At 32.9% G+C, this 12,695-nt stretch carries 12 protein-coding genes; 7 read left to right on the top strand and 5 right to left on the bottom strand.

Annotation, left to right across the window (positions count from 1 at the left end):
- A partial coding sequence (locus WC223_12895; protein MFA6925135.1) for a Sua5/YciO/YrdC/YwlC family protein occupies window positions 1–300 on the top strand: 300 nt, incomplete at its 5' end.
- Between the two features lie 164 nt (window positions 301–464).
- Here the strand turns inward: WC223_12895 and WC223_12890 are convergent.
- The 4 genes from WC223_12890 to WC223_12875 all read right to left on the bottom strand — a co-directional run bounded on the left by WC223_12890 (window position 465) and on the right by WC223_12875 (window position 6,027).
- Entirely contained in the window at window positions 465–1,664 is a 1,200-nt protein-coding gene (locus WC223_12890; protein MFA6925134.1) for a beta-ketoacyl synthase N-terminal-like domain-containing protein, read from the bottom strand.
- Between the two features lie 68 nt (window positions 1,665–1,732).
- A complete protein-coding gene (locus WC223_12885; GenBank protein MFA6925133.1) occupies window positions 1,733–4,054 on the bottom strand; it encodes a TonB-dependent receptor in 2,322 nt (773 codons plus the stop codon).
- Window positions 4,055–4,179: 125 nt separating this feature from the next.
- Window positions 4,180–5,094, bottom strand: a complete 915-nt coding sequence (locus WC223_12880; protein ID MFA6925132.1) for a ribonuclease Z — start codon at window positions 5,092–5,094, stop codon at window positions 4,180–4,182.
- 174 nt (window positions 5,095–5,268) lie between these two features.
- The gene (locus WC223_12875) at window positions 5,269–6,027 is read right to left on the bottom strand and encodes a T9SS type A sorting domain-containing protein (GenBank protein MFA6925131.1); all 759 of its coding nucleotides are present in this window, start codon (window positions 6,025–6,027) and stop codon (window positions 5,269–5,271) included.
- A 265-nt stretch (window positions 6,028–6,292) separates the two neighbouring features.
- Here WC223_12875 and rpmG point away from each other — a divergent pair, with 265 nt between their 5' ends.
- The 6 genes from rpmG (at window position 6,293) to WC223_12845 (ending at window position 11,696) form a co-directional block, all read left to right on the top strand.
- Window positions 6,293–6,481, top strand: a complete 189-nt coding sequence (gene rpmG, locus WC223_12870) for a 50S ribosomal protein L33 (GenBank protein MFA6925130.1) — start codon at window positions 6,293–6,295, stop codon at window positions 6,479–6,481.
- 8 nt (window positions 6,482–6,489) lie between these two features.
- The gene (locus WC223_12865) at window positions 6,490–6,648 is read left to right on the top strand and encodes a DUF4295 domain-containing protein (GenBank protein MFA6925129.1); all 159 of its coding nucleotides are present in this window, start codon (window positions 6,490–6,492) and stop codon (window positions 6,646–6,648) included.
- A 114-nt stretch (window positions 6,649–6,762) separates the two neighbouring features.
- On the top strand, window positions 6,763–7,713 hold the full coding sequence (ftsY, locus tag WC223_12860; protein MFA6925128.1) for a signal recognition particle-docking protein FtsY: 951 nt from the start codon (window positions 6,763–6,765) through the stop codon (window positions 7,711–7,713).
- A gap of 277 nt (window positions 7,714–7,990) precedes the next feature.
- Window positions 7,991–9,292, top strand: coding sequence for a 30S ribosomal protein S12 methylthiotransferase RimO (rimO, locus tag WC223_12855; GenBank protein ID MFA6925127.1), 1,302 nt, complete (start codon window positions 7,991–7,993; stop codon window positions 9,290–9,292).
- 13 nt (window positions 9,293–9,305) lie between these two features.
- Window positions 9,306–9,680: a zinc-dependent peptidase gene (locus WC223_12850; GenBank protein MFA6925126.1), complete on the top strand. Its 375-nt coding sequence runs from the start codon at window positions 9,306–9,308 to the stop codon at window positions 9,678–9,680.
- 138 nt (window positions 9,681–9,818) lie between these two features.
- Window positions 9,819–11,696 carry a DEAD/DEAH box helicase gene (locus WC223_12845; protein ID MFA6925125.1) on the top strand — a complete coding sequence of 626 codons (1,878 nt, stop codon included), beginning with the start codon at window positions 9,819–9,821 and terminating at the stop codon, window positions 11,694–11,696.
- Window positions 11,697–11,838: 142 nt separating this feature from the next.
- Here the strand turns inward: WC223_12845 and WC223_12840 are convergent.
- Window positions 11,839–12,695, bottom strand: an 857-nt coding sequence (locus tag WC223_12840; GenBank protein MFA6925124.1) for a translational GTPase TypA, incomplete at its 5' end; no start/stop codon positions are given.

The following is a 12,695-nucleotide window of genomic DNA, read 5'->3' as shown; positions in this document are numbered from 1 at the left end:
AAAATTTTCGAATCGAAGAAAAAAACTGTAGGTATTCGTATTCCCGACAATAACATTATACTCAGCATCGTTAAAGAACTCGGAAACCCAATATTGACAACATCTATCCACGATGAAGATGAAATAATTGAATATTCAACCGACCCCGAATTGATTTATGAAAAATATAAAGACATTGTGGACATAGTTATTGATGGTGGATACGGAAGTATTGTCGCTTCAACAATTATTGACTGCACGAATGATGAGCCAATTCTAATCCGTCAGGGCAAAGGAAATCTTGATGAAATAATTTTATGATGGAAGTTGGAATAAAGAATATTTAGTATTCTAAACTTGGTGTTCTTAGCGATTTATGACACAAAATATAGTATTGACATGGTTTTAGACATTGTGTTGCCTATGGTTTTTTTATCAAGGAAAAAAGAACATAAAGTAAAATTTTAGAAAAATCTTTTAGCGAATCACCCTGATTTTATATTTGACAAAACTAAACTTGCGGCATTTCCACCGAAACCGGCTGCATTTATCATGATTTTATTTATTTCTTTTTTTGTATTCTGAAAAGCGGTTTTATATGGAATATCAGGCACTATTTGGTTTCGAAAAATCATTAATGCCAGTTCTAAATTTAATGCGGCAGAAGCAGCATAAGTATGTCCGATATTAAATTTATTTGAATAAAGATTAGGGATTTTGTTTTTAAAAACTTCTCTTATTGCTGTTAATTCGGCTTTGTCGCCGGCAATGGTTCCCGGTGCATGCATTAAAATCAAATCAATATCATTTTTGTCGTTACGGTTTTTCAATGCCATTTTCATTGCCTTTTGAAAATTCTCACCATTTGCGGATATTCCTGTTGCCGATGGATTTTTTTCAAAAGCAAAACCTGCAGATTCAATTACAGCATATATTTTTTTGTTTTTTATTTCTTCTTTTTTTAGTTTTTCTACAGCAAATACTGCCGCTCCTTCGCCTATAACCATTGAGTTTGCGTTTAATTCCAAAGGACGGCAGGGGAATTCATCATTTAAAAACTTCGAATAAATTCCAAGCGATTCGAGTTGTGCCAATGTGAATTTTGTCAAAGGAGCTTCACTTCCTCCGGCAAGAAATTTATCTGCCATTCCTGCTTTGAGCCACGCAACAGAGTTTGCAATTGATTGTATTGTTGTGCTGCATGTAACGGAGTGGCTGATAACAGGTCCTTCAATGCTCAGATAATCGGCAACAGAACTTGAAATGTTTCCGAGTGTTGTTAATGGAGATGTTAATAAATGGGTTTTACCGGTTTGCAAAAATTTTTCGTGGTATTCTTCCCATGTTTTTGTTGCTCCGCGTGAAGAACCTATTGTTACTCCGGTTAAAAGAGCTTTTTTGTTATTCCATTCAGCATCTGTAAAAGCTTCATTTGCGGCTATTATAGCAAGCAATGCTGTTCTGTCTAATTTTTTGAGTTTTATATTTCTTTCGATAAAACTTTGTATTTTATTTTCTGCATCTTTACTTAAAGCACCAACAGGATAAAGTTTTTCATTAAATAAAATATTTTTGATAAATGATTTTTCGCTCAGATAATTTTTCCATATTTTTTCTTTTTCAAAACCAAGAGGTGAGATGGAGCCATATCCTGTAATAACTACCGATTCTTTATTTTCTATCATTTTTTTATTTAATAAAACAGAAAAATAATAATTCTATAAAAAATGTTATTGAAGCAAAGTAATTTTTTTTAGAAAATAAAATTAATGCTTATACTTGGAATTATCGGAAGTTGATAAAACGTTTTTCCGGTAATCCTGTTTACGTAAAATACATTTTTTCTGTTGTAAACATTGGTAACGCTTAAATCTATTTCAAGCTTTGAAGTTTCGCTGAACATAAATTCTTTTTTTAAAGTTATATCCAAGCGGTGATAATAGGGGAGACGTCCTGTATTTATTGTATCGTATAAAGTTTTAAGGTTGCCGTTTGATTTTGTATAATCGGTCATAATACCATCGGAAAAGGGTATGAGTTCGTAAAATCCCTGAGTTTTTGTAAAAGGAAAACCAGAGCCGAAGTTCCATCTTACATTGAATTCCCAGTCGAGCTTATGTCCGAACTTGTACACACCGAGTAAATTTATATTATGTCTTCTGTCAAAAACAGGATAATACTCCATAATACCATCAAACATACGAACCCAGCTTAATGAATAAACAGCCCATAAATATATTTTTTTTGTGTCGTATTTCAATGTCCAGTCAATACCATCGGCATAGCCATTTTCAACAATAAAATCTTTTTTCAGGTAATCCGGGATTTTATAATTATCTCCGTTATCGTCGTATAATTTATTCCTGTTGATATTTGTGAGTTGCATGAATTTTTTATAGTATCCTTCTATATTAATGTCAATATTTTTTGTTAATGAATACTCAAAACCTCCTATTACATGATAAGCTTTTTGAAGACGCGATTTAACGAGCTTTCCATTAAAAGAGTCGGGTAAATTATCGGGTCCCGAAAGGAATCCGTAAAACAAATTCACTACATCGGCATTTGATGTGGCACTTAATAAATTCTGGGAGTATAAGCCGCCTGAAGCTTTTAGACGCACTTTATCAGACAAATTATATTTCAATCCGAGTCGTGGTTCAGGAGAAAACTCCGACAATGAAGCATAATAGTGAGCACGAAAACTCGGCTCGATAAGGAATTTTCCTGCAGTTATTTTGTATTTAAAAAAGGCTGCAATTTCAGTAGTATAATCGAGTTGTTGTATTGTTCTTTTTATTGCGTTCTCAAAATTAAAATCTGTTTTAAATCCCAAAAGTTCGATGCCATAGTTTAATTCATTTTTACCGAAAAAGTAAACGAAATTCAATCCTGCATTAAAACCGCTTATTTCGCTTGTTTTAGGAGCATTGTTTTCTTCAGTAAGAGATATTTTATATTTTGAATAAGCTATGTTTCCTTTAATCAAAACAGATGCAGCACCGGGTATTAAAATAAAATTGGTGCCTGCTCCGTTCGAAGTCCAATGGAATTTTGAAATAGAAGTATAGTTTACAATATCATTAAAATTAAATCCGAAAAAATTTATTTTGCTGCCGTTATCAGAATTCAAGGAAATTTTTCCGTATAAATCCGTAAAATTGAAAGGAAGTCCGTTTGAGGATACGCTGGAGTCAACATAAGGATAAAAAATCTTTGAACTTTGTTCGAGATAAGAAGATTTTGCCGAAAAAATAAAAGAAGACGAGCCGCCTTTTTCTTTTTGTTTTTCCAGAGGTCCTTCAATTAAAACTTTTGAAAGAAAAGGACTCGCAGATACATTACCGCTTACTCTTTTTTTATTTCCGTCTCTTGTTGTTATATCCATTATCGAAGATATTCTGCCGCCGTATTCGGCACCAAATCCACCTGTATAAACGTCCATATTTCTAATGATATCCATATCAAAAACCGAAAATAAACCGATAGAATGAAAGGGATTATAAATAACCATTCCGTCGAGTAACACTTTGTTTTGAATAGGAGAGCCCCCTCTGATATAAAGTTGTCCGCCCTGGTCGCCTGTGAAAATTACACCCGGCAATACCTGCAGGTATTGGGCAACATCAGGTTGTCCGCCTACTGTGGGTATTTGTTTTATTTCTCTTGGTGTAATTTTTGTAACGGAAACCTGCACCTGTGTTTTTGCTTCTTCTTTTTTTGCCGATACGTTTATTTCCTTTAGGTTTATTGCAGATTTGCTTAAATAAATTTTTCTGTTTACAATTTCATTCGGTTTAATTGTAATAACTTCTTTAAGTGAGTCAAATCCAAGATAAGTAACTGTAAGGGTGTATTTGCCGGGAGGAACACGGGTTATATTGTAAAATCCGTTTACATCGGTAGAAGCACCATAGGTTGTACCAAGTAAATAAACATTTGTAAAAATTATAGGTTCACCGGTTTCCTTTTCATATACAAAACCTCTGATAACACAATTGTTTTGTGAATATAAGAATAATGTTCCTGTAAAAAGGAAAAGAATACTTAAAAATAATTTTATGATAAATTTCATTCAGATATAAAATGTTTTATATACAAAGCAAGTAAAATTAATTTAAAATATGAAATAAATATAAAAAAGTTTAAAGTTTAATGTCTAAAGTTTAAAGTTGCAAACTGAAAACTGAGAACTGAAAACTAATTTATAGTATATGTAACACCTTCCTCGGCAATAGCAGTATTTTTAAAAACGCTTTTTGCTTCATTTAATAATGGCTCGAGTTCTTTATATCTTGCTGAAAAATGACCGATGAGTAATTTTTTTACCTGTGCTTTTTTTGCAATAGTAGCTGCATCAATGGTTGTTGAGTGAAATTTTTCGTTAGCCGTATTTTGCTTTTCCAACATGAAGGTAACTTCGTGGTAAAGTAAATCTACATTTTTTATTAACGGAATAATGGCTTCGCTGTATTTTGTATCGGAGCAGTATGCGTAGGAACAAGATTTTGATGGAGCAAAGGTGAGTTCGGAATTTTTTATAATATTTCCTTTTTTATCTGTAAAATCATTTCCTTTTTTTATGTTATTTAATTCATGAACAGGAATATTGTATTTATCAGTCATTTCTTTGTTGATTTTCCTTGGTTTCTCTTTCTCTTTAAATAAAAATCCGCAACATTCTATTCTGTGATTTAGAATAATTGTTTTCACACTAATGTTTTTATCTTCATGAATCTTTTCGGGTTGAATAAATGTCAATGGATGATATACCAAAGGAAAGCAGAGAACGGTATTTGAACACTGAAGATAAACATCAATAATTTTTTTTAAATCCTGATGAGCGAAAATATGCAATTCGTTTTTCCTGCTGAACAAGTGCATTGTGGAGATAAGTCCGAGCAGACCAAGAAAGTGGTCGCCATGAAGATGGCTTATGAAAACATGAGTTATTTTATTTATGTTTATATTAAATTTCCTGAGCTGCATTTGTGTTCCTTCGCCGCAATCAATCAAAAAAAAATGCTCATGCACTTTTAAAACCTGAGCGGAAAGATTTCTGTTGTATATTGGTGTTGCAGAACTATTGCCTAAAACAACTAATTCAAAATCCATAGCTTGTAAAAAAGTACTTCAAGTACTTCGAGTGTCTAAAGTACTTAAAGTTGAAAATAAAAAAATATTGAACACCCAACACTTTACTAACTTTAAGTACTCGAAGTATTTGAAGTACTTACTTTTCAAAGATAATGATAAGTTATAATAATTATTTTTGATTTATTAAAAGCATCAATTGACCGTCATCTTTTTTATGAAAACAGTATTCTCGTTACTTATTTTATAGAAATAAACACCGGGATTGACATTTATAGAACTGAAGATAATTTTGTTTTCACCAATTTTTGATTTTATTTTTTCTGAATATATTGTTTGTCCTAATAAATTTATTACTGCAAAATTTATATTCTGAACAAGTGGTGAAGTAAATTTTATTTCTGTGTAATCGTTAAATGGATTTGGTTTGTTTTGAAACACTTCGAATTTTTCGGCTTTAACAATTGCAACATTGCTGAATGGATTAATAACAATTTTATAATTTTTTATTGTATCATATATTGGACTGAAGGGAAAACCCATATATTTTACAATATATTTTGTCGCCAGTTTTATATTGTGTGTTCCTACTTCACCTGAAGTCGGAGTACCGCTAATCAGTGCACAGCCATGATTATATGTTCCGATTGTGGCGCCTCCTGCCCATCCGCAATTAGGTGTGTTACATTGATAGGTTAAACTTGAAGGTAATCCCAAAATATTGGTTAAATAAATAGAGTCAACCGTTAGGGCATTTCCACTATAAGTGGTATCATGCGGTATGGCAGTGTACATTGTTGCAGAATATGCAATTGTGGCAGTTGCTGGGGGTAAATCTGTAATGCTATCCGGATATATTAAATAAGTAATTGCGGGGTTTGGTGTACATTGTGCATTAATGATTTTTAATGCAATTAACAATATACATGCTGAAAGTAAAATTCTTTTTATCATAGTTTTATTTTTTTTTAGAGTAACAAAGATAATAAATAAAGGTGCCTAAATGCAAATTTTAATATATTTTTTTTATAAGACACTGACTTTTGAGAAGGTTGCCTGTGAAAACAAAATTCAGTTGAAAAACAATCAAATATCAATTTCGTACTTTTATCGCAATTGATTTAACTTCTTTGGGTGGAATATAAAAACATTCAAACTTTTTGTATAATAAAATAAAATAATTATCTTTGCAGTCCTAATTAAAAAAGCGAAGAAAAAAATGGGAAAGAAAAATAAAGATGCAAGAATACAGGTAATTCTCGAATGTACTGAGCACAAAACAAGTGGTAAGCCCGGTATATCAAGATACATTACTACAAAAAACAAAAAAAATACTCCCGACAGATTAGAACTGAAGAAGTATAATCCTGTGTTAAAAAAATATACAATTCATAAAGAAATTAAATAATTTAAACTATGGCAAAGAAAGTTGTTGCTACACTTAAAACCGGTGAAGGTAAAGAATACTCAAGGGTTATAAAAATGGTCAAATCACCAAAAACAGGTGCTTACGCTTTTAAAGAAGCTTTTGTTCATAAAGACCATATTAAAGATTTCTTTTCAAAGAAAGATTAATTTCTCGGAAATATTTGAAATAAAAACAATATTTAAAAGCTTTTTCAAAGGGAAAAGCTTTTTTTATGTTTAATAATACAAATTAATATCTTTGTTCTATAATGTAAAATTTGTATGAGTATACTTGATATATTTTTGAGAGAAAGAAAAGAAGGACTTAATAAAGGTTTGGCAAAAACCAAAGAAACTTTTTTCTCAAAATTCACGAAAGTACTTATTGGCAAATCAAAGATTGATGATGACGTTTTGGATAATCTGGAAGAAGTTCTTATTTCATCAGATGTTGGCATTAGCACTACTCTCAAAATAATTGAAAGAATTGAAAAAAGAGTTGCAGCCGAAAAATACACGAATACCGATGAATTAAATAGAATTCTTAAAGAAGAAATAGCAAGTTTGCTGGCAGAAAATAATACCGGTTATTATAAGGATTTTGAAATACCGGATGTTAAAAATCCATATATCATAATGGTTGTTGGAGTCAACGGAGTTGGTAAGACCACTACAATTGCAAAATTAGCATATCAATTCAAGAAAGCCGGAAAAACCGTTATTTTGGGTGCAGCAGATACTTTTCGTGCTGCGGCAGTTTCGCAGCTTGAAATATGGGCGAAAAGAGTTGATGTTCCTGTGGTTTCACAAGGCATGGGTGCCGACCCTGCTTCTGTTGCTTTTGATACATTGACTTCGGCGAAATCGAAAAATGCTGATGTTGTAATTATTGATACTGCGGGGCGTTTGCATAATAAAACAAACCTGATGAACGAACTTTCGAAAATAAAAAAAGTTATGCAGAAAGTTATTCCCGATGCTCCTCATGAAATACTTCTTGTTCTTGATGCTTCCACCGGACAAAATGCAATTGAACAGGCAAAACAATTTATTCAGGCAACAGATGTGAATGCTATTGCTTTAACAAAATTAGATGGCACGGCTAAAGGCGGTGTGGTTATAGGTGTTTCCGACCAGTTTAAAATTCCCGTAAAATATATCGGAGTGGGAGAGCGGCTCGAAGACCTGCAGATATTTGATAAATTTGAATTTGTTGAAGCATTTTTTAATTAGAGTTTGTCCAGAATGTCCGATTTCTTCGTTACTCTCGTTTTAAAATCAGTCATTTACTTTAGTAAACTCCGGATTTTAAAACTTCGAAAGCCTCGAACTCGGACATTCTGAACCAAACTCTTTATGGACAGGCACTAATTAAAAATTGATATGGATGTACGGATTACAAAAAAAATAAAAATACGATATGAAAAATATGAAGTATGATAACCCAACAATTCAGCAATTTAACAATTAAACAAATATCAGTGAATCTGTGGCAAATTTGCAAACAAAAATATTCAACGATAAAATCAGCATTATTACTTTAGGTTGTTCAAAAAACATTGTTGATTCCGAAGTTCTGCTTGCCCAATTAAAAGCCAATAAAATCAATGCTAAGCACGATTTATTGAAAAATAAAACGGACATTGTATTAATAAACACATGCGGTTTTATAAATGATGCAAAGGAAGAATCAATAACCACTATTCTTAAATTCGCTGAAGCCAAAAAAAAAGGACTGATAAAAAAACTTATTGTTTTCGGATGTCTCGTTCAGCGATATAAAGATGAATTGAAAAGTGAAATTCCCGAAGTTGACGATTTTTTTGGTGTTAATGATTTGCCTTTTATTATTAAAAAGCTTAATGCAAATTACAGGAATAATTTAATCGGAGAGCGTGAACTTGCAACTCCTTCACATTTTGCTTATCTGAAAATATCTGAAGGATGCAACCGTAAATGTTCGTTTTGTGCAATTCCGCTAATCAGGGGGAAATATATTTCAAAACCTGTTGAAAATATTGTTGATGAAGCAAAGTTGCTTGCAGCAAAAGGAGTGAAAGAATTGATTTTAATTGCTCAGGACTTGACTTATTACGGAATTGACTTGTACGGAAAGCAACGGCTTTCATATTTACTTGAAAAACTTTCGGAAATTGATAAAATAAAATGGCTCAGGTTGCAATATGCATATCCTGCAAATTTTCCACCAGATGTTATTGATGTCATTAAAAATAATAATAAAGTTTGCAAATACCTTGATATTCCTTTCCAACATATAAATGATAATATTTTAAAATCAATGCAAAGAGGAATTAACAAAAAACAAACTCTTGAATTGCTCGATAAAATAAAAAGTAAAATTCCCGATATTGCTTTGCGAACATCGCTTATGGTGGGTTATCCCACAGAAACAAAAAAAGAATTTAATGAACTGGTTGAATTCGTTGAAAAAATAAAATTTGAACGACTTGGAGTTTTTACTTATTCATCGGAAGAAAATACAAAGTCATTTGAATTAAAAGATAGGGTTCCTCAAAACCTGAAACAGCAACGCTTTGGCGAAATAATGAATTTACAAAAAGAAATTTCATCAGAATTAAACAAAAATAAAATCGGAAAGAAAATAAAAGTTTTAATTGATAAAAAGGAAAATGGTTGCTTTGTCGGTAGAACCGAATATGACTCTCCTGAGGTTGATAATGAAGTTATAATAAATAAAAACAAATCTAAGATTAAGACCGGAAATTTTTATAATGTTAGAATTACCGGTGCATCCGATTATGATTTGTTTGGCGAACTTGATAAAAAATAAATTGCTGCTTCTTATGTCTTCAACTCCGCTTATAATACTTGCTGTTTTTATTATTGTTGCTGTATGGCAGATTTATGAATGGTATTCGAAAAACATTTTGTTTTTCAGAAAAAACGAAATATTTGAATTATACAAAAGTATTATTTCCCCGCGTATTCAATATTTCAATGGCTTGTCGGATGAAGGGAAGAAAAAATTTATAAAAAGAGTTTTTTATTTTATGAAAAATAAAAAGTTTGAAGGTAGGGGAGGTGTTATGGTTACAGACAATATGAAGATATTGATTTCTGCATCTGCCGTTCAGCTTACTTTCGGTTTTAAAAAGTATTTACTTTATTATTATACAGTTGCCATTAATATTGTTATTACTCAATTTCTTCATTATTAAATAAAAATTGCTTATCTTTGCAGTTTAATATAATAGTGTTCTAAGCTAAGCGTCTTAAACAATTCATTCCTTTCTTTGTAAACAAGCCATCGCAGAGGTTCGGAGATGGTCGCTACTGAAGCACAAAACTAAAAAACAATGAAATCTTTTGAAGAATTAAATGTCTCTTTGGAGATAAGAAAAGCCATAGAAGAAATGGGTTTTGAAAATCCTATGCCTGTACAAGAAGAAGTAATTCCACTAATGCTCGGTAAAAAAAATGACATAGTGGCGTTGGCGCAAACCGGCACAGGCAAAACTGCAGCTTATGGAGTTCCTCTTATTCAGGAAGCCGATTTCGATAATCCTTTGCCGGCAGCATTGGTGCTTTGCCCTACACGTGAGCTATGCATACAAATTACAGGTGACCTCAACGATTATGCGAAATATTGTAAGGGAATAAAAGCAGTTCCTGTATATGGCGGTTCCAGTATCGAAACACAAATCAGAACTATAAAAAACGGAGTGCAGATTATCGTGGCAACGCCAGGGCGCATGCTCGACCTGATGAGGCGAAAAGCCGTGAAACTAAAAAATGTAAGCCGTGTTATTCTTGATGAAGCCGATGAAATGCTGAACATGGGCTTTCTGGAAGATATCAATGAAATTCTTTCCGGTGTTCAGGAAGGCAGAAACACTTTGCTCTTCTCTGCTACCATGCCTAATGAAATTGTGGGGATTTCTAAAAAGTATATGAATAATCCCACGGAAATAACTATAGGTAAAAGAAATGCAGGAGCAGCAAATATTAAACATATTTGTTATACCGTTCATTCACGCGATAAATACCTTGCTCTGAAACGCATTGCTGATTTTAATCCCGAAGTATATTGTATCGTATTTTGTCGAACACGAAGAGAAACGCAGGAAATTGCCGACAAGCTGATTGCCGATGGTTACAATGCTGATTCTTTACATGGCGACCTTTCGCAATTACAGCGCGATTCGGTGATGCAGAAATTCCGCAACCGTAATCTTCGCATACTTGTTGCTACCGATGTTGCTGCACGCGGATTGGATGTTGATGATATTACTCATATTATAAATTACGCATTGCCCGACAGTCCTGATATATACACACACAGAAGCGGACGTACCGGACGTACCGGAAAAGCCGGAATTTCCATCGCCATTGTTAATATGAGAGAAAAATTTCAGCTTAAAATTATTGAGAGAAAATTAGGAAAAACATTTGAGCATTGCACTCTTCCCACCGGTAAAGAAATATGCGAGAAACAGCTTTTTTATTTTATCGGAAAAATGGAAAATGTTGAAATTGACCATTCGCAGATTAACTCATATCTTCCTTCAATTTTTAAAAAATTAGAAGGGCTCGACAAAGAAGAAATAATTACACGTTTCGTATCTCTTGAGTTTAACAGATTTCTCGAATACTATAAAAATTCAAAAGATATAAATGCTACCGAAGAACGTGGAGGCGAAGGAAGTTCAAAGAATAAACGCAGGGACTTTGAAAGCATGGGTGGCGAAGGTTATGCTCGTTTATTTATAAATCTCGGTAAAAAGGATGGTGTATATCCCGCTGAATTGATAAACCTGATTAATGCAAATACATCAGGATTGCAAGTTCCCATAGGAAGAATTGACCTGAATAAAATATTTTCTTTTTTTGAAGTGAAAAAAGAATTTGCTGATGATGTCATTAAAGCTATGTGCAAAGCTCGATTTAAAGACAGAAATGTTTTTGTAGAGCGAGCATCGGAAAGAAAAGAAAAATCAGAAAATGATAGTTCGGATGATAGAAAATATGTTGATAAAAAAAGATACGGAAAAGAAAGAAGCTACGGGCGAGAAAAGGAATTCAGCAGAGACGAAAAACCGAATTATAAAAAGAAATTTCACAATGAAAGAAACTCTTCGCAGAAAAATAATTTTCGCAAAAGCGGAAAAGATGGTAATGACAGGGGTTTCTTTAAGAAAAAAGTAAAAGCGTTTCGGAAAAGACAAGATTCATAATTTAATCAATCGCTATGTTTTGTAACTGGTTATCGGTATTCGGTGTATGAGTGATTACCGATAACCACTTGCCGATTACTGGTTTCAGGTTACTGATTACAATATAAATCTAAAACGTTCAAAGTATATCACGAAATTATTGTTAACTTTTTTTGCTTCGCTTTCTTTCCAACTCATCAAGAATAATTTTTCGCATGCGTATTGATTTTGGAGTTACTTCAACATATTCATCATCCTTTATATATTCCATGGCTTCTTCTAAAGAAAATTTAATTGCGGGAACAATAAAAAGTTTTTCATCCGAACCGGAAGCACGCATATTCGAAAGTTTTTTTGTTTTTATAAGATTAACCATAATGTCATCATAGCGTGTATTTTCACCTACAATTTGTCCGTGATAAATTTCATCGTTGGGAACAACAAAGAATTTACCTCTGTCCTGCAATTTACTTATTGAGTATGCTATGGCACTGCCTGTTTCCATTGCAATAAGAGAGCCATTGATACGTCCCTGAATATCGCCTTTCCACGGCTGATATTCTTTAAAACGGTGAGCAATCACAGCTTCCCCTTCGGTGGATGTGAGAACACAGTTCGTCAATCCTATCAATCCTCTGGAGGGCATAATAAATTTTAAAGTTTTACGGTCATTTCTTGGTTTAATACTAAGCAAATCTCCTTTTCGTGCCGAAACAATTTCAATTACTCTGCCCACAAAAGCATCGGGAACGTTGACAGTAAGCGACTCAATAGGTTCGCACCGCACTCCGTCAATTATCTTTTCAACTATTTGAGGCTGACCGAGCTGAAATTCATAGCCCTCGCGGCGCATGGTTTCAACAAGTATTGAAAGATGTAATATGCCGCGTCCGAAAACCTGAAATTTATCAGGCGATTCGGTTTCTTCAACTCTTAACGCAAGATTTTTTTCCGTTTCTTTAAAAATTCTGTCTCTTATATGCCTTGAAGTAACGTATTTTCCTTCTTTTCCTGAAAAAG

Source organism: Bacteroidales bacterium (assembly GCA_041671145.1).
In the GTDB taxonomy this organism is placed as follows: domain Bacteria; phylum Bacteroidota; class Bacteroidia; order Bacteroidales; family JAHJDW01; genus JAQUPB01.
The sequence above is the reverse complement of the archived record's forward strand: the minus strand, read 5'-3'. Positions and strand labels throughout refer to the sequence as shown.

Bases quoted from the DNA above. Each gene is read 5' to 3' on its own strand.
- WC223_12890 (MFA6925134.1), bottom strand. From the start codon at position 1,664: ATGATAGAAAATAAAGAATCGGTAGTTATTACAGGATATGGCTCCATC.
- WC223_12885 (MFA6925133.1), bottom strand. From the start codon at position 4,054: ATGAAATTTATCATAAAATTATTTTTAAGTATTCTTTTCCTTTTTACA.
- WC223_12880 (MFA6925132.1), bottom strand. From the start codon at position 5,094: ATGGATTTTGAATTAGTTGTTTTAGGCAATAGTTCTGCAACACCAATA.
- WC223_12875 (MFA6925131.1), bottom strand. From the start codon at position 6,027: ATGATAAAAAGAATTTTACTTTCAGCATGTATATTGTTAATTGCATTA.
- rpmG (MFA6925130.1), top strand. From the start codon at position 6,293: ATGGGAAAGAAAAATAAAGATGCAAGAATACAGGTAATTCTCGAATGT.
- WC223_12865 (MFA6925129.1), top strand. From the start codon at position 6,490: ATGGCAAAGAAAGTTGTTGCTACACTTAAAACCGGTGAAGGTAAAGAA.
- ftsY (MFA6925128.1), top strand. From the start codon at position 6,763: ATGAGTATACTTGATATATTTTTGAGAGAAAGAAAAGAAGGACTTAAT.
- WC223_12850 (MFA6925126.1), top strand. From the start codon at position 9,306: ATGTCTTCAACTCCGCTTATAATACTTGCTGTTTTTATTATTGTTGCT.
- WC223_12845 (MFA6925125.1), top strand. From the start codon at position 9,819: ATGAAATCTTTTGAAGAATTAAATGTCTCTTTGGAGATAAGAAAAGCC.